Origin of the sequence: Novosphingobium umbonatum (assembly GCF_004005905.1) — a bacterium.
Classification (GTDB): Bacteria; Pseudomonadota; Alphaproteobacteria; order Sphingomonadales; family Sphingomonadaceae; genus Novosphingobium; species Novosphingobium umbonatum.
The window spans coordinates 67157-84489 of sequence record NZ_SACO01000015.1 but is presented as its reverse complement, the minus strand read 5'-3'; the positions used below and the strand labels follow the sequence as shown (position 1 = coordinate 84489).

The window sequence follows — 17333 nt, the reverse complement described above, 5'->3', positions numbered from 1 at the left end:
AGAAGCAGACCATCGAACATCGCCGCTTGCAACACCGCAAGCTGGCCGCCTAAAACCCAAACCCAGACGAGGCCATATCTCCGTTACCAACATACCAACTTTGCGCCAAATGTTTCGACGACGGACAATGTACGGTTTCCCGCTGACAATCTATGTGCTGTCGGGCTGGCTGCAGACCCGCTATCCCGGAATTGACTGGTTTTCTCATGATTCAGGCCACTTGCTTGAAATGATGTTCGGCTGGCGGGTCAACCCGCATTTCGGACCATTCCATCTTGCAAGCTTCCTATTCATTGGCGGAGGATTCATGCTGATTTCATCGGCATGGAACGTACTTCACAACGCCCAGCGCAAGCATGAAATAGCAACGACCGGCCTATATAGTCGCATCAGACATCCTCAATATGCAGGTTTCATCGCAGTGATGTTTGGCTTCCTTCTGCAATGGCCGACGCTGCTGACGTTTGCCATGTTTCCGGTTCTGGTCGTTATGTATATCCGCCTTGCTCTGCACGAAGAGCAGGATGCCCTGCGCGAATTCGGCGAGCCCTATCGCCAATACATGAAGCGGGTCCCGGCGTTTGTCCCACGCCTCAGCCGGAGCGAAGGCCAGAAAATGCAGAGTTAGTTACGGTGCGAAGTTTAGGGCCATGGAAATACCTCCCAAGAGCCGAACTTTAGCCTGCAGGTATCGCCACTCCTGGGCAAGTACGGCCATCGTGCCGATGGATGCGCGGCAACTTTTCTCGCGCCTGGATGATCATCGACGACTGGCGGCGCATATGGCTCGCTCATTTTCGATGATGGCCGGCGGAGCGATGCACTTCACCATCGATGATTGGCGCGGAATGGAGGTTGGCTCAAGGATCGTGATGTCCGGACGCGTCGCAGGGTTGGCGCTCCTTGTCGAAGAGGTCGTTACCGAGCGCAATCCCCCATACCTAAAAGTTTGGGAGACCCGTGGGCACCCCCGCTTGCTGGTGATAGGCGATTACCGCTTGGATTTTTGGTATCGTCGAGTCTGGCAAAAGTGCTGAACTCACCGTGTTCATCGATTACAATCTTCCGCCTTGGCCCTGGCATCCGGTTGGTTGGATCCTCGACCGTTTCTACCCTCGCTGGTGCGTTCAGAGTATGGTCCGTGATGCCGGCAAAGCTTAACCAGCTGACAAAATGGTTCATGAGGGTCTTTTCACTTTCCTGACGACCGGGTTTGTGGCAGTGTAGCTCGGTGTTACGTGTGCTCGTCCTTGCGCTTTTATTTGCAGCGCTCCTCGGCCTGGTCGGTCAGGAAGCTGCATTCGCGCAGATGAATTTCAAGGCCGCACAAGATCAGCAAGAACAGATGGACCCTGACTGCGCCAAGGCCATGGGGATCACGCTCCAAACTTCGGCGGACAGCCAGCCCTGTCATGGGCTGACCCCCGAGTGTATCGCTAAGATGGGCTGCGCTATTCCGCTTGCTGTCCTGCCTCCTCTTGCGGTCGAGCCTGTTCGCTATGCCGGTGTCGGGCTGCTGCATCCAGCGCCGGCAATCCCACTCGCGGATCGCAGTTTTGGTCCTGAACCTGAGCCCCCTACGCATCTGAGCTAAGCCGCTTGAACGGCTATATGACGCGGCGTTCAGCCTCGCCATATAGCCAGATGAGGCACTGAGCCCTCTCATGCCGGTTGATCCTTCGCGTCTCCTATAGAGGTCCATTGCGCGCGGCCACCGCGCGGACCCCCGGCAAGACGGTAGATCGAGCTTCTGGTCCGACCAGGACACAATGATGCGAATATTTATGCTGATTCCCACGCTGGCCATGGGCAGTGCCGCCTGGGCAGAGCCACTGACCTTTCAGACAGCCGTAGAAAAGGCAACGGAACAAGCACCCGCAATTTTGGCGGGCGAGGCTGGCTTGCGCGCATCTCGCGCCAGCGCGGTCGCGGCCGGTCAACTGCCTGATCCCTCTGTGTCAGTCGGTATCGACAACTTCCCGATCTCGGGGCCACCTGCTTTCCGGCCCGGTCAGGAAAGCATGACGATGGCGCGCGTGGGGATCGAGCAGGCTTTCCCCAATCCGGCGAAGCGGCAGGCCGAGCGGACGCGGGCCTTCGCCGCGATCGGCACGGCCCAGGCTGGTGCCGCGGTGAGCGCACAGGAAGTGCGCTTGAACGCCGCAGTGGCGTGGATCGATCTCTATTATGCGAAGCGCCGACTCGCTCAGCTTCAGGGACTCGACGCCAGTCTCAACGACCTTCAAGCAACAGTCACAGCACGGCTCTCCTCAGGTACCGCCCGGCCGAGCCAGGCCTATGAACCGGATCAGCTGCGCGCTGCAATCAACGATCGCCGGGCACAACTCGAGGCCGAAGTCACCAAGGCTCAGGCCCGACTCGCCAGCTTGACAGGCGACACAGCGGCGGACGTAATCGGAGATCTCCCGATCTTCGAGATCGATCGTGAAGATCTTCGGGCTCATCTGAGCGAGACGCCGCGCCTCGCAGCGCTTGATGCGGACGTTACAGCGGCCAATGCCGAAACTGATATGGCCCGTGCGGCCAAGCGCCCAGACTGGCGGGTCAGCACCAGCTATGGGCACCGCGCTCCTGTCTTTGGCGACATGGTTTCGGTAGGCGTGAGCATCGACCTGCCGCTGTTCGCTCGAAAGCGGCAAGATCCGCTGATCGCAGCGCGGGAAGCAGAAGCCGAACGCGCCCGATTGAACCGGGTTGCCGGTGAGCGCGATCTCGGCGCCGCACTCAGTTCTGATCTTGCCGACTATGATATGCACCGGCGGCAACTGAACAACGCGCGCGTCACGCTCGTACCGCTCGCCAAGCGGCGGGCGGAGTTGGACATGGCAAGCTATGCGGCCGGCAAGCTCGATCTCGGCAGTGCCCTGTTGTCCTCGCTCGCGCTGGCCGAAGCCGAAGTCGATGCGCTGACGCGCGAGGCGGATGTCGCCCGTGACGCAGTGCGGATCACTTATACCTATAGGGAGGGGCGCCCATGAAGCTGGACGCGAAAAATGCCGCGCGCTGGAGCGCGGGTATCATGGCGATCGTACTCGTCGCGGGAGCGGGCGGATTCTGGCTCGGTCGCAGCGGAGCGCCTGATGTCGGCGAAAAGGCCCGAACGGAGCGAAAGGTACTCTACTGGTACGATCCGATGGTGCCGGCAGAGCACTATGACAACCCGAACTCACTCTCGTCCATGGGCATGAAGACCGTCCCGAAATATGCCGATGAGGAGAAGGCTGGCGGCACGACGCCGGGGGTCAAAGTCGACCCGTCAGCCCGCCAGAACCTCGGAATGCGTGTTGTGGCGGCCGAAGTCGGCTCGCTCCCGAGTTCCCTGACCGTTACCGGCACAATCGACTTCAATCAACGCAACGTCGCGGTGATTCAGGCGCGGGCCGGTGGGTTCGTGACACGGGTCTACGGCCGCGCGCCCGGTGATGTCATTGTCGCGGGGGCGCCGATCGCCGATCTCCAGCTGCCCGAATGGGGCGGCGCACAGGGTGAGTTTCTTGCCGTGCGTCGTCTTGGACGCCCCGACCTTACAGCGGCAGCACGACAGCGCTTGAGACTGCTCGGCATGTCTGACGCCTTGATCACGCAGGTCGAGCGTTCCGAACGCACGAAAGGTACGATCACAATCACATCTCCGATTAGCGGTGTCATCCAGACTCTCGACGCCAGGGCTGGGGTTGCCATGTCAGCAGGTCAGACCCTCGCGCAGGTGAGCGGCATCGACACGGTTTGGCTCAACGCAGCAGTCCCGCAAGCCCAGGCCAGCGCAGTGCGTGTGGGTCAACACGCCAGCGTGAGCCTGTCTGCCTTCCCCGGGCAGCTCTTTGGCGGCCGCATCATAGCCATTCTGCCGATTGCCCAAGCCGAGAGCCGGACTCTGACAGTGCGGATCGAACTTCCCAATCGCGGAGGAGCTTTAAGGCCGGGCATGTTCGCGACGGTCGCGCTTGGGGATGGCGGCCAGCCGGGTCTGCTCGTTCCCACTGAAGCGGTGATCCGAACCGGAGCGCGCAACCTCGTTATCCTGACACTGGCAGATGGCCGGTATCGGCCCGCCGAGGTTCGCCTTGGGCGAGAGGGAGGCGGCAAGACCGAAGTGCTCGCGGGTCTGGCCGCTGGCGAAAAGGTCGTCGCCTCAGGACAGTTCCTCCTTGATTCCGAGGCCAGCCTCAGCGGCATTCCCGCCCGGCCGATTGGATCGGCGCAATGATCGCCGCGATCATCCGTGGTTCGGTCCAGGCCCGCAATCTGGTGCTGATCCTGGCGGCGGCCTTGAGCATGCTCGGCATTTTCGCCCTGCGCACGACCCCGGTCGATGCCTTGCCCGATCTTTCGGACGTTCAGGTCATCATCCGCACCGGCTATCCCGGGCAGGCACCGCAGATCGTCGAGAATCAGGTCACATATCCGATTGCATCCGCCATGCTCTCGGTTCCTGGCGCGCGCGTGGTGCGGGGCTATTCGTTCACTGGCGACAGTTTCGTCTACGTACTGTTTGATGACGGGACCGACCTCTATTGGGCGCGCAGCCGGGTGCTCGAATATCTGAACCAAGTTCAAGGTCGCCTGCCCGAGGGAGCGAAACCTGCGCTTGGCCCTGACGCCACCGGGGTGGGCTGGATCTTCGAATATGCCCTGGTCGATCGGACCGGCGGGCATGATCTGGCCCAGCTTAGAAGCCTGCAGGACTGGTTCCTGCGCTACGAACTGAAGACCGTCCCGGGCGTCGCCGAGGTCGCCAGTATCGGCGGAATGGTCAAACAGTATCAGGTCATCGTCGATCCGCAGAAGTTGGCCGCATATGCCATTACCACAGATCAGGTGACAGAGGCCCTGAAGCGCGCAAACCAGGAAACTGGCGGATCAAGCGTTGAACTGGCGGGAGCTGAATACACAGTGCGATCCGGCGGCTATCTCAAGACGCTGGACGATTTTCGCGCCACGCCGCTGCGCAGCGATGCCGGTGTTCCGGTGACCCTGGGCGATGTCGCCACCGTCCAGGTTGGTCCGGAAATGCGACGTGGGCTCGCGGAGCTGAATGGCGAGGGAGAAGTCGCCGGCGGCGTCATCGTGATGCGTCAGGGCCAGAACGCGCGGGCGGTGATCGACGGGGTCAAGGCGAAGCTTGCTGAGCTTAAGAAGAGCCTGCCGGCGGGGGTTGAGATCGTCCCGACGTATGACCGCTCGGGGCTGATCGACCGCGCCGTCGACAATCTAGGACACAAGCTGGTCGAGGAGTTCATCATTGTCGCGCTCGTCTGCGCGCTGTTCCTCTGGCACGCGCGCTCGGCACTGGTGGCAATCCTGACGTTGCCGCTCGGGATCCTTATAGCCTTCATCGTCATGCGATTGCAGGGCCTCAATGCGAACATCCTTTCGCTCGGCGGCATCGCAATAGCCATCGGCGCGATGGTGGACGCCGCAGTGGTCATGATCGAGAACGCGCACAAGCATCTCGAACGCTGGCGACATTCGAATGCGGAGACAGAACCCGATGCGGCAACCCGCTGGAGCCTGATCAGCACTGCGGCTGCGGAAGTCGGTCCGGCGCTCTTCCTCAGCCTCCTGATCATAACCTTCTCGTTCCTGCCGATCTTTGCCCTGCAGGGCCAGGAAGGTCGACTGTTCTCACCGCTTGCCTTCACCAAGACCTACGCGATGGCGGCGGCGGCATTGCTTTCGATCACCCTCATTCCGGTGCTCATGGGCCTGCTCATCCGTGGCAAGATTCCAAGCGAGGACGCCAACCCGCTCAACCGCTGGCTTACCCGCATCTACCGTCCGGCAATCGACTGGGTGCTCATTCATCCGAAGCCCACACTCGCCATCGCCGCGCTGATCTTCGCGTCGACACTCTGGCCCGTCACCCGGATCGGTGGCGAATTCCTGCCGCAGATGAACGAAGGCGACCTGCTGTACATGCCCTCGGCGCTTCCTGGGCTATCGCCGGCCGAGGCCTCCCGACTGCTCCAGCAGACCGACCGTCTGATTAAGACTGTGCCCGAAGTTGAGAGCGTGTTTGGCAAATCGGGGCGGGCAGAGAGCGCTACCGATCCGGCGCCGCTCGAAATGTTCGAGACCACGATCCGCTTCAAGCCGCGCGATCAGTGGCGCCCGGGCATGACCCCCGAAAAGCTGGTCGATGAACTCGATGCACGGGTGAAAGTACCGGGCCTCGCAAACTTCTGGATTCCGCCGATCCGCAATCGGATCGACATGCTGGCGACCGGCATCAAGAGTCCGGTCGGAATCAAGGTCGCAGGAGCAAACCTTGGAGAGATCGACCGGACTGCCAAGGAGATCGAGCAGGTTGTGCGCACGGTCCCCGGCGTTGCGTCGGCGCTGGCAGAACGCCTGACCGGGGGACGCTATATCGATGTCGATGTCGATCGCGCTGCTGCTGCCCGCTATGGGCTCAATGTCGCCGACGTCCAATCGGTCGTATCAGGCGCCATCGGCGGCGAAACCGTGGGACAGACGGTCGAAGGCCTCGCGCGCTATCCCATCCAGGTGCGCTACCCGCGCGAGATCCGCGATAGCCCGGATAAGCTCGTCAATCTGCCCGTGCTAACGCCGTCCGGCCAGCAGATCACGCTCGGGTCTGTCGCCCGGATTGGCATCAGCGAAGGCCCGCCGATGCTGCGAAGCGAGAACGGCAGGCCGGTCACCTGGATCTACGTCGACGGGCGCAGCAGCGACATGCAGACCATGGTCACCGACATCCAGCACGCCATCGCAACCAAGGTGACGCTCCCCCCCGGCGTCAGCGTCTCCTATACTGGCCAGTACGAGTTTCTCGTGCGGGCCAAGGAGCGAATGAAGCTGGTGATCCCCGTGACCCTGGCGATCATTCTGGGGCTGCTGTACCTGACATTCCGCCGTTGGGACGAGGCGCTGCTGATCATGGGGACCTTGCCATTCGCCCTTACGGGCGGGCTGTGGCTGCTGTACTGGCTCGGCTACAACCAGTCGGTCGCCACTGCGGTTGGGTTCATTGCGCTTTCAGGGGTGGCTGCTGAATTCGGCGTGGTCATGCTGATCTACCTCAAGCACGCGCTCGAGGTGCGCCAGGATGGCAACCTGTCCGAAGCGGTGCGTGACGGCGCATTGCTCCGAGTCCGGCCCAAGGCCATGACCGTGGCTGTAATCCTCGCCGGTCTGCTGCCGGTGCTGGTGGGTGGTGGCACCGGATCGGAAGTTATGAGCCGGATTGCCGCGCCAATGGTGGGTGGAATGCTGACCGCTCCCCTTCTCTCGATGCTGATTATCCCCGCCGCATACCTTTTGATGCGCCGAAAATTCCCGTTGCCTGTTCCAAACCAAGGAGAACTGTCATGAACAAAATGCTTATCGTGGCCTCAAGCCTAGCGCTGTCCGCTTCGCTCGCGGGGTGCAAGAAGGAGGCAGAAGCGCCACAAGCCGCTGCAACCCCCTCCGGCGCCGACAAGGCCATGTCCAACATGTCCACGGGTGCCGCAGTGCAGCACGGTTCGAGCACCGGCACGATCACGGCAATCGATGCCGCCAAGGGCACCGTCACCCTCAATCATAAGGAGATTGCGGCGCTCAGATGGCCCGGCATGACCATGAGCTTCGCGGCGACGGCGGAACAGCTGAAAGACCTCAAGGTTGGAGATCACGTAGAGTTTGAACTCGACTGGGATGGCAAAAGCGGTTTAATTACAAAGATCACGAAAATTTAATAACGTGATTTATTCCTGCCTCACTGGAAGCTGCCCTGCTGACTAGTCAATAGGGCTTGATCCGTATTTTCGAAGAACGTCATTGAAGGCCTCAGCCATCAGTTCTTGCAGGCTGAGGCCATGCTTGCGGGCACAAACGTGCATGGCGAGCGACATCTCAGGCGAGAAGTAAGCGGCGATGGCCTTGCGCCCAGCGCGGCTGTTCGATCTGGGAGGGGTGTTGGCCGGTGTGGAGACACGGGCATCCGCTCCATTACCCGGAGCGGAAATTTGGGCGGTTGCCTTTGGCTTGTCAGCGAGATTGGCAAAGCGGCTCATGTGTTTACACTCCCTCTCGTGCGGTTGTGGACATGTTCACATGCGCGATGGTCCACAAGTGAAGTGCGGTGATCTCGGCGGCTGCCTTGCCTTCTGGCTCAAACTCGATGACCGAGGCACCCGCTGCGCTGGCGTGGCGATAGACAGCCCGATCCGGCAGGATGTACGGGCAAGCCTCAATCCCGAAGCCCTGCACCAGCTCAACCGCCTCCTCATACATGCGCGGCGCATGGGGCGGGCCGGCAGTGAAGACCACATATGCTGGCTTGCCGAACAGGCGTACGAGGCTGACGGTGGTCTTTATGGCTGCGAGATCAAAGGCACTCGGGCGGCAAGGGATCAGCACCAAATCGGCGACCTCCACCGCCCTGCTGGCTGCACTATCGGCATGGGGTGGCGTGTCGATCACGATGAAGGTCGCGCCCTGTGCTTTTGCGGCATCAACCTTGGACTGGATGCGCGGGGGAGCGCTGTCGATCACTTCCGGAGCCTTGTCAGATCGCCAAGCACCCCACTGGCTGGCGGTCGCCTGAGGGTCGGTGTCGATGATGAGCGAGACGGCTCCAGCGGCCTCAGCAGCAGCGGCCAGGTTCACCGACAGCGTGGTTTTGCCCGAGCCACCCTTTTGGCTGACGATGGCTATGATGGTCATGGAATTTTCCTTGCCCGTCCACATGTGGACGTGTGGACTTGTGAGTGTGTGGACGTTTGGACTGGTAAGATGCTGAGCAGCTTCACCCGTCAGGCGCGACGCGCCGCTCCATGCTAGCCAGCAGCTTCGCGGTCAGATTGGCCAGTGGGCCAACTTGCGGCTCGATGGGGGACTCATGCGGCGCAGCTTGTGGAGGCACCTCCTGAACGTTACGCTCCGTGGCCCGGAACAGCCCCGCGAGGTTCACGCCTGACGATCCCGCCCGCCGCACCATGCCCGCCAGACACCTTGCCGGTGAGCCCACCCGATAGCGATGGCCCAGCGGCAATTCGGCATTCCTGTCGATCAGCAACACGCTGAGCGCCGCCCGTTCCCGCCCGAACTGCTGGCAAGCCCGGCCCCAGGTGCTCTGGGCGATCCCAAGCCGACCGCAACTGCGCCACGATGCCTCGACGAGGTTGGGCCAGGTTGGTCCACCCAGTGCTTCGACGATGCCACGATAGCTCTCGGTGGCCACCAGCAGCGCGGTCGCGGGGCGGATGCGATCGAGCGGATCGCGCGCTGGTGCAGTACGCCTTCGTGATGAGTTTTTGTCCTGTATATTGGGTGCGCAGTTTTCTTCCGGCGCGTCGGAAGTTTTCAGTGCACGGGGATCGGGTTCCGGCACAAATTCAACGGCAGCGAGCATGGCGGACAAGGCCTCGCGGATGGCGATCAGGCGGTCGATGTTGGTGATTCGCGCCGTGCGTCCATCGGGCAGGATGGTCTCGGCCCGCTCGCGCAGATCATCGTCACCAGCCTCACGGATGCGCTGACCCAACTGGCGAATCTCGGCGCGACATTGCTGGATGGCCCGGGCTTGCAGTTCCAGCGCCTCGGCCTTGGCCTGCATCTCGCCAAAGCGCTCGACCAGCGGGGCCAGATTGATGCCTGCGGCCCAGACCACGATCCCACCTTGCCGGTCGCCAGCGCGCTCGCCATTGATCCCAGCATTGCGGACGATGAAGCCTGCTTTTTCCAACTCCCGCTCGGCCGAATTGATCGAGCGGGGCGTCAGGCCCAAGGCTTCGGCGAACCGGCAAGCCTGCGTCCACACAGCGCAGATCCGGCCCGAGAAGTAATCGCCGTCCATGGTCTTGAGGACATAATGCCGGACCAGCGCGACCGCTGTCGAGGACAGACCAAAGCCCGGCCTCGCCACCTGTTCGAACAGACGCAGCAGGTCAAACCGGCCGACGCCTGAAGGCAGCCCCCTATGGGCAAGGGTGGTGCTCATGTTGCCCCTCCCCTCGATGCAAATCTTGCCCCTGCGCGCGAGGCAGGATAATCAGCAGCCGTCGCCTTGCAGCTATACAAAGGACCGCAGGCAAGGGTGGCAGACCTTCCAACGGTTCGCCGACTGTCGTCACTGCGCGTGTTGCGCGTTTGGCGTCAAAACAACGGTTTTCAGCATGGCCCAAGCGGCCAAAGGAGGTGTGCCGACTTTTGTGACGGAAGGTGTTGCGCTTCGATGCGCGTCTTGCGCGTTCTGCGCAGGCCCTAACGCCATAAAAACAGGCGATATTCCCGTAATTGGCCGCTTTGGGAGCGTTCGGATCGTGAATTGCTAAACCGTCGAGCCCTAACTGGGGCTCCCCGGGTTCGAATCCCGGCGTCTCCGCCACGGCATCGCCTGCCGACGTCCATGAACGTCCGCCGATGCGCTGGCGCCTGTCCGATAGAGCCCTTCAGAGCAGCAAGCGATATTCTTTCCAAAAGGCGCAAAAACCTAAGCGCTTGACCTTTGCGCACCAAGCTTGAACAACAGCGCCCATGCTGTTGCTGCTCTCGGTCATCGCTCCGGTCTTCATTCTGATCGGCCTCGGCTTTTTCCTTGGCCGTCAGGGGGTTTTCGCGCCGGATCAAATCAGGGGCTTTGGTCGTTTTGTGCTGCTGGTGGCGCTGCCTGCCCTGCTGTTCAAATCCCTGTCCGCCGCGCCCATGGCGCAAGTGTTCCGCGCAGATTATCTGCTGGTCTATGGGCTCGCCTCGCTGATCAGCTTTGCCATCGGCTTTGCCCTGTTCCGGCGGCAGGAAAATCTGGCGGTCAGCACCGTGCGCGCCATCGGGATGAGCTGCACCAACAGCGCCTTTGTCGGCATCCCGATCCTGACCCAGCTTTATGGCGCGGCGGCGGCGGGGCCGATTGTGCTCAACATGCTGATCGAGAATTTCGTCATGCTGCCGCTGGTGCTGGTCCTGCTGGAGGCCAGCGAGAAAAGCACCCACCATTGGGGCGCCTTGCTGGGCACGGTGCTCAAAGGGCTGATCCGCACCCCGATGATTGTGGCGATTGCACTGGGCTGCCTGTTTTCACTGGCGGGTTGGGCGCTGCCCCCGGCGGGGGTGAAAGCCATCGGCTTGCTGGCCAATGCTTCGGCCCCGCTGGCGCTGGTCACGATTGGTGCCAGTCTGGCCGGCGTCAGCCTGCATGGGCGGCGCGGGGCCATCGGGCTGATCACGCTGGGCAAGCTGGTGCTTCACCCCGCGATGGTGATGGGCCTGCTGCTGATCATGCCCATTGCCGACCCGATGTTCCACACCTGCATCATCCTGCTGGCGGCGATGCCGATGGTCTCGATCTTCCCCATTCTGGCCCAACGGTCCGATGATACCGAAACCTGCAGCGCGGCGCTGCTGGTGGCCACCATCGGTGCATTCTTTACCCTGATCGCCCTGATGATGGCGCTGGGTGTCCAGCTGCCAGCCCAATAGCCGACAGGGGGAGGTTAATCCCCCTCCGCCTCGTCCAGCCTTTTGGCGCCGACATGCTGATAACCCCGCGCGGCGGCCAAGGCTTCCTGCCGGTGCCGCTCGCGATAGGCGGCGCGCTGCTCATCGGTCCGCTCGTCATAGCAGGCGGGGCAGCTGACGCCTTCCTCATAACGCTCGGATGCGGCATCCTCCGCACTGATCGGGCGGCGGCAGGCGTGGCACAGGTCATAAGAGCCAAGCGCCAGCCCGTGACCAATCGTCACCCTTTGGTCAAACACGAAACATTCGCCATCCCACAGGCTCTGCTCCTGCGGGATTTTCTCCAGATAGTTCAGGATGCCGCCTTTGAGGTGATAGACCTCCTCCACCCCTTCCTGTTTCAGGAAGGCGGTGGATTTTTCGCACCGAATGCCGCCAGTGCAGAACATGGCGACCTTGGGCGGTTTACCCTGCCCTAACAAGGCCTCGCGCTGTTGGCGGAACCATTCGGGAAATTCACGGAAGCTGCGCGTCTTGGGGTCAATCGCGCGGCGGAACGTGCCCACCGCCACTTCATAATCGTTGCGCGTGTCGATCACGATCGTGTCGGGGTCCGCGATCAGGGCGTTCCAGTCCTCGGGTTGCACATAGGTGCCCACGATCGACAAGGGGTCGATGTCGGGCACACCCATGGTCACGATCTCGCGCTTTAACCGCACCTTCATCCGGTAAAAGGGCATGGTGTCCGCGCCGGACAATTTAACATCCAGATCCGCGCAACCAGGCAGGCTGCGGATATGCGCGATCACTTTGGCAATGCCGTCATGGCTGCCCGCAATCGTGCCATTCACCCCTTCGCTGGCCAGCAGCAAGGTCCCCATGATCCCTTCGGCCTCGCACAAAGCCAACAGCGCCTCGCGCCGCTCCTTGTAATCGGGCAGGCGCGCGAATTGATAAAGCGCGGCAACGCAAACAGGAGCCTGCTCGGCAACTTGGTTCAAAGGCAGATCGGGGGACATAGGATTTTGACTCATCATTGGGCGCGCATAGCGCGAATCAGACAGATTGGGAAAGATTCGTGACCCGTTTTCGCCTGCCCCAGCCCCTGTGATTCGCATTGATTCGGGTCAAAAATGCCGCCCGAATTTCACTTTTGTGGCGGGAAAACGAATTTTATCCACAAATCAGACCAAAGAATGATCGCGCTAAATTGCTGTTTTCCATCATTCCTTATGGAATTGCCCATAAGTTTCTCTGCGTAGCCCCTTGCAAAGGATTAATCTTTGGCTAGGGGGAGGCGCATCAAACAAGCTTTGAGAGCCTAACGGCTAGTCCGGACGTGAATTGTTTCTCGCCGCGGTAAATGCCGAAGCTCGGTCGCACAGGTGCATTTCGGTTTGCCCGAGGGAGTATTTCTCTTTCCGGACTTTACCGAATGCACCAATAGACTGCGGCCTTTATTTTTAACCCTTTCCGGTAACGAATAATAATTACATGCCCCCGTAACAAACGGCAAGGGTATGTCCATTATGGTGAATTATAAGCATTAATCCGGATGGTTCTCGGGGTTAATTCCTAAGCATTGCAGGTTATGCATTAACCACAGCCAGCAGGGGGTGGTTATGACCGAGAAGACCAACGTTACCTTAATCGACCAGGATGCGAGCCGACGGGCTGCGATTTCGCACTGCCTTGCCGGATGCGGCGTCCATGCCGAACCTTTCGAAGGTTTGGATGAATTAACAACGCGCTGGCCCAAGGGTGGGCTATTTCTGGTGCATGACAAGGGCGACACAATCATCCAACTGCTGGCCTCTATGGCTGCGCGGGGGCAATGGATGCCGGTGGTGGCCTATGAACAAAATCCCACCACGCGCCGCATTGTTAATGCCGTCATCGAAGGCGCGATTGACTATTTTGCATGGCCCACCTCGGGCACCGAAGTTGCCTCCATTCTGGCGGAAGCGGAGCGTAAGGCCGATGTGATCGGCAATGCGAAACTGCGCGAAGCCCTAGCCCGCAGCCGCGTCGCCCGCCTGACGCGTCGCGAAAAGGAAGTGCTGGAAGGCGTTGCCCGTGGCCTGTCGAACAAGCTGATCGGCGAAACGCTGCAGATTTCGGCCCGCACGGTGGAAATCCATCGCGCCAATATGCTCAACAAGCTGGAGGCGAACCACTCGTCCGAAGCGATCAAGATCGCGATCGAAGCCTCGCTCGTCGCCTGATCTTACGACCCTGCACCAAAAGTGCCGCCCTTGCCACAAGCGGGGCGGCCAGAATCGTAACATCCGCCCCTCAGGCTGGCTGTTCCACCAATTCCGCAATTTCGAATTGATAGCTGACCCAACCGCGCATCTTGGCGGCCTCGGGCAGCGGCAGCCGCTTCTTGCGCGCCTCGGCCAGCGTACGTGTATGGCCCCAAAAGACTTCCGTCTTGCCATTGGCCAATTGGGCCACAATGCGCCAGTAATGGGTGAAATTATCCGCCGTAGGGCCGATGGTTTTGACATAGCCATCGGGCATGGTGGCGGTGAGATAGCGCTTTTTTCGCGCCATAATCCTGCCTTTGGATAAAAGGCTGGGCTGGCGCCGGCTGCCTCGCCAAGATGGCAAAGGCGCAGCGCCAGCCCCGTTTGCCGGCTTAGCCGTTCAGCTTGTCCTTCACCGCCTTGGCAGCGGCAAACGACAGCTTCTTGGAAGCGGCGATCTGGATCGTTTCGCCCGTCGAAGGGTTGCGGCCTTCACGAGCAGCCGATTCCTTGACCTTGAACTTACCAAAGCCGTTGAGCGAGATTTCTTCGCCCGCCACAGCCGCATCGGCAATCGCTGCAAACACGGCGTCGACATACTTGCGGGCATCAGCCTTGGTGATGTCCTGCGAGGCTGCCAGCTTGTCAGCGAGGTCGCTGTTGTTCATTTTCTCAACCCTTTTGAAATCATGTTGAAGCGGTTGCCTAACCGCCAATCGCAGGCTCGTCTAGGAAATTAGCCGCTGGAATGGGCGTTCCACCGCAGTTTTGCGCGGTTTTCCACCAGCTTTTGCCCCCGGTATCGCATGCAAAGCATCGCCCCGCGCCGGCCGACAGACCGGCGCAGGGCAAAAAAATGGGCCAGCGGTTAGGCTGGCCCTTTTGAAAGTTAGGGAGAGGATGCCTGAAAGGCACCCCCTTTATTGCGTCGCAGCATAGATTTCGCAAACGCAAAAACGGCGAATGCGGTTGCGAAAAACGCAAATGTCACCCCGCCGCTTTGGGCAACAAAGCCAAAGCCGCCTGCGCGCACATCTCGTCCGCGTCCCCATTGGGCGCGCCACCAATGCCGATCGCACCGATCACCTGACCATCAACCACCAAAGGCATGCCCCCGCCAATCAACGCCACATCCGGCTCGACCGATTTGATCAGATCAACATAGGCCTGTGCCTCCTTGGGGATTTTGGCCAGAAAGGCGGTAGGCCTTCCGGTTACCGCCGCGCCCTTGGCCTTATGCGTGGCCGAGGCAATATCCAACGCGCCCACTCCATCGTCCGTCAACAAGGCGCGGATCAGGCCATGCCGGTCGGCAATCGCCACCGCCACGCGATAGCCCTGCGCACGGCAAGCCTTTTGCGCGGCCAGCACCATCTGCGCCTCGCCATCGGCGCTCAACACCGGCGCATTGCGCGTAACGGGCCCCGCTTGAACTGCCCCCGCCGTCATCAGCACACATGCCGCAGCCAAAGCCGAAATCTGTTTCATCACACCCATCTCTCCATTCATCACGTTATACTTATGTCGGGCCTACGAAATTATCCCTAAAATCCTGCTTACCATTAACCATGTGTTAGGCTTTGACTGCCTATAACACCTATGTCGAAAGGCACTACGGCTTTACCGAGAACGGGCCCACCCCGATTTTACGGTTATGCCGATCGCCCGACACACCAGAGTTAAAGGAGCGCTGCGGCTCTACCGAATGAAGGCCCGCCTTCGCTACGGTTATGCCGAGCGCTCCTTTCTCACCCCTCCCTATCATCCCCAACATCCTTGGCAGGCCCCTGTTGCACCCCGCCCCCGCTTTGCCATAAGGGCGGCCAGCAAATCCGGCACCGCGCCGGACACCCAACAGGACAAGCCATGACCAAGACGATTTCGCTGAAGCTGACCGAAGACGAGCTGGAAATGCTGGTGGACGCGCTGGAAGTCGATCTGGAAGGCTATCTGGAATCGGCCAAGGAAGCACGCGGCAACAACAACCGTGAAGATGTAAAGACCTTCACCGAAGCGGCCCAGCGCATTCAGGAACTGACCGAAAAGCTGCGCGCGCTGCTGCCCGAAGAATTGTAAGATTGGCGGCGGGGTGAGCCCAACTTACCCCGCCAGCAAGTCCCGCACATCCAGCAAACTGTCGCAAACGCGATAGCAAAGCGCGGCCAGTTCAGCATCGGGCTGGAGCAGGTCGGGCACCATAAAGGTCACCATGCCCGCCGCATGGCCGGAACGCACGCCATTGGGCGAATCCTCCAAAGCCCAGCACAGTTCCGGCGCCACACCCAGCCTTGCCGCCGCCGTCAGATAGGGTTCGGGCGAAGGCTTGCCCTTGGTGTAATCCTCATTGGTCACCACGGTTTCAAAACGCGGCGTCAGGCCAGCGGCGTCCAGATGGTGCCCCACCACATCGCGATAGGAACCGGTGGCAATCGCGCGGCGGATGCCCTTGGCCTCCAGCAGATCGAGCAATTCCAGCACGCCGGCTTTCAGCGTTGGGCCAGCATGGGCCAGCGCGTCATAATGCTTGCGCCATGTCACGCGCATGGCGTCCGCCGCCTCGCCGCTGCCCAACAGATCGGCAAAGAGCAGCCGCGTGCGCTGCCATGGCGCGCCCACCGTGGCATGGATCACAGATTCCTGCACCGTGGCCAGCCCATGTTCGGCACCTGCGCGCAACAGGGCCTCACGCCACAAAGCCTCGGTGTCGAAAATCAGCCCGTCCATGTCAAAGATAACAGCGGGCGGCGGGGGGAGCATATCGTGAGCCATGCCACCGCCATAAAGCTATTTACGCAATCCGTCAGCCTTTTAGCGCGGGACCATGTGCGTCATTGATAAAGAAATGGAACCCATGCCTTTCCATTCATGCCATTTCTTTTCCCTGCTAATAGCCTAAATTGGCCCCAACAGCCGCTTCCCCCCAAAACAGCGGCGCCTTGGAGAAAAATCATGATCGAACTGCGCCCCTTTGCCAGCATTGGCCATGCCAACCATGGCTGGCTGGATGCCCGCCACCATTTTTCCTTTGCCGATTATTATGATCCGGCCCGCGTGCATTGGGGCAATCTGCGCGTGTGGAATGATGACAGAATCGCCGCGCAAACCGGTTTCCCGCCCCATCCCCATCGCGACATGGAAATCATCACCTATGTCCGCACCGGCGCGATCACCCATCGCGATTCCCTGGGCAATCAGGGCCGCACGGCTGCTGGCGACGTACAGGTGATGAGCGCGGGCACCGGCATCACCCATGCCGAATATAATCTGGAGGACGAGGACACCACCCTGTTCCAGATCTGGATCCTGCCCACCCGTCAGGGCGAAAAGCCCAGCTGGGGCGCGCGCCAATTCCCCAAGGGCGAGCGTTCGGGCCAATTGGTCGTGCTGGCCAGCGGCTATGCCGAGGATGGTGACGCCCTGCCCATCCGCACCGAGGCGCGGCTGGTGGCCGCCACCTTGCGGGCGGGCGAAAGCGTGGATTATGCCTTGGGCGCCACCCGCAAGGCCTATCTGGTTCCCGCCACCGGATCGGTGGAGGTCAACGGCACCAAGGCGCAAACCCGCGATGGTCTGGCGATTGCCGATGAAGAGAACCTGCGCATCACCGCGCTGGAAGATACCGAAATCGTGCTGGTCGATACGCTCTGACCCCCCGCCCAA

The 17333-nt window shown here is 60.9% G+C and carries 18 protein-coding genes; 10 read left to right on the top strand and 8 right to left on the bottom strand.

Features of this window, described 5'->3' with window-relative positions; all coding sequences use genetic code 11:
• From EOE18_RS16040 to EOE18_RS16015, 6 genes are all read left to right on the top strand, one after another.
• Window positions 1-628: methyltransferase family protein (locus EOE18_RS16040; RefSeq protein ID WP_164852792.1), on the top strand; the 628-nt coding region annotated here is incomplete at its 5' end.
• Window positions 629-1231: 603 nt separating this feature from the next.
• Entirely contained in the window at window positions 1232-1594 is a 363-nt protein-coding gene (locus tag EOE18_RS16035; protein ID WP_246027489.1) for a hypothetical protein, read from the top strand.
• Window positions 1595-1784: 190 nt separating this feature from the next.
• Window positions 1785-2999, top strand: a complete 1215-nt coding sequence (locus EOE18_RS16030) for a TolC family protein (protein WP_246027488.1) — start codon at window positions 1785-1787, stop codon at window positions 2997-2999.
• Entirely contained in the window at window positions 2996-4228 is a 1233-nt protein-coding gene (locus EOE18_RS16025; RefSeq protein ID WP_127711363.1) for an efflux RND transporter periplasmic adaptor subunit, read from the top strand. The genes EOE18_RS16030 and EOE18_RS16025 overlap by 4 nt, the downstream gene beginning before the upstream one ends.
• Window positions 4225-7356, top strand: coding sequence for an efflux RND transporter permease subunit (locus EOE18_RS16020; RefSeq protein WP_127711361.1), 3132 nt, complete (start codon window positions 4225-4227; stop codon window positions 7354-7356). Before EOE18_RS16025 ends, EOE18_RS16020 begins: the two co-directional genes overlap by 4 nt.
• On the top strand, window positions 7353-7721 hold the full coding sequence (locus tag EOE18_RS16015) for a copper-binding protein (RefSeq protein ID WP_127711359.1): 369 nt from the start codon (window positions 7353-7355) through the stop codon (window positions 7719-7721). The genes EOE18_RS16020 and EOE18_RS16015 overlap by 4 nt, the downstream gene beginning before the upstream one ends.
• A gap of 42 nt (window positions 7722-7763) precedes the next feature.
• Here the strand turns inward: EOE18_RS16015 and EOE18_RS16010 are convergent, their stop codons facing one another.
• The 3 genes from EOE18_RS16010 to EOE18_RS16000 form a co-directional block, all read right to left on the bottom strand.
• Entirely contained in the window at window positions 7764-8039 is a 276-nt protein-coding gene (locus EOE18_RS16010) for a ribbon-helix-helix domain-containing protein (RefSeq protein WP_127711357.1), read from the bottom strand.
• A gap of 4 nt (window positions 8040-8043) precedes the next feature.
• Window positions 8044-8691, bottom strand: coding sequence for a ParA family partition ATPase (gene parA, locus EOE18_RS16005; protein WP_127711355.1), 648 nt, complete (start codon window positions 8689-8691; stop codon window positions 8044-8046).
• Window positions 8692-8773: 82 nt separating this feature from the next.
• On the bottom strand, window positions 8774-9967 hold the full coding sequence (locus EOE18_RS16000) for a helix-turn-helix domain-containing protein (protein ID WP_127711353.1): 1194 nt from the start codon (window positions 9965-9967) through the stop codon (window positions 8774-8776).
• 536 nt (window positions 9968-10503) lie between these two features.
• On the opposite strand from EOE18_RS16000, the gene EOE18_RS15995 reads away from it, so the two are divergent.
• Window positions 10504-11445 (top strand): AEC family transporter, encoded by a 942-nt coding sequence (locus tag EOE18_RS15995; protein ID WP_127711351.1) that lies wholly within the window; start codon window positions 10504-10506, stop codon window positions 11443-11445.
• Window positions 11446-11459: 14 nt separating this feature from the next.
• On the opposite strand, the gene trhO is transcribed toward EOE18_RS15995, so the two are convergent.
• Window positions 11460-12443: an oxygen-dependent tRNA uridine(34) hydroxylase TrhO gene (gene trhO, locus EOE18_RS15990; RefSeq protein ID WP_127711349.1), complete on the bottom strand. Its 984-nt coding sequence runs from the start codon at window positions 12441-12443 to the stop codon at window positions 11460-11462.
• A 603-nt stretch (window positions 12444-13046) separates the two neighbouring features.
• On the opposite strand from trhO, the gene EOE18_RS15985 reads away from it, so the two are divergent.
• On the top strand, window positions 13047-13649 hold the full coding sequence (locus tag EOE18_RS15985) for a response regulator transcription factor (RefSeq protein WP_127711347.1): 603 nt from the start codon (window positions 13047-13049) through the stop codon (window positions 13647-13649).
• 70 nt (window positions 13650-13719) lie between these two features.
• Here EOE18_RS15985 and EOE18_RS15980 read toward each other — a convergent pair whose 3' ends face one another.
• The 3 genes from EOE18_RS15980 to EOE18_RS15970 all read right to left on the bottom strand — a co-directional run bounded on the left by EOE18_RS15980 (window position 13720) and on the right by EOE18_RS15970 (window position 15161).
• Entirely contained in the window at window positions 13720-13980 is a 261-nt protein-coding gene (locus tag EOE18_RS15980) for a hypothetical protein (protein WP_127711345.1), read from the bottom strand.
• 85 nt (window positions 13981-14065) lie between these two features.
• On the bottom strand, window positions 14066-14341 hold the full coding sequence (locus EOE18_RS15975) for an HU family DNA-binding protein (protein WP_127711343.1): 276 nt from the start codon (window positions 14339-14341) through the stop codon (window positions 14066-14068).
• A gap of 319 nt (window positions 14342-14660) precedes the next feature.
• Complete coding sequence (locus EOE18_RS15970; RefSeq protein WP_164852790.1) at window positions 14661-15161, bottom strand: GlcG/HbpS family heme-binding protein; 501 nt, start codon at window positions 15159-15161, stop codon at window positions 14661-14663.
• A gap of 378 nt (window positions 15162-15539) precedes the next feature.
• Between EOE18_RS15970 and EOE18_RS15965 the strand changes: the two genes are divergently transcribed.
• A complete protein-coding gene (locus EOE18_RS15965) occupies window positions 15540-15749 on the top strand; it encodes a hypothetical protein (protein ID WP_127711339.1) in 210 nt (69 codons plus the stop codon).
• A gap of 24 nt (window positions 15750-15773) precedes the next feature.
• Here the strand turns inward: EOE18_RS15965 and EOE18_RS15960 are convergent, their stop codons facing one another.
• Window positions 15774-16442, bottom strand: coding sequence for an HAD family hydrolase (locus tag EOE18_RS15960; protein ID WP_220446029.1), 669 nt, complete (start codon window positions 16440-16442; stop codon window positions 15774-15776).
• Window positions 16443-16622: 180 nt separating this feature from the next.
• Between EOE18_RS15960 and EOE18_RS15955 the strand changes: the two genes are divergently transcribed.
• Window positions 16623-17321, top strand: coding sequence for a pirin family protein (locus EOE18_RS15955; RefSeq protein WP_127711337.1), 699 nt, complete (start codon window positions 16623-16625; stop codon window positions 17319-17321).
• Window positions 17322-17333: the final 12 nt, after the last annotated feature.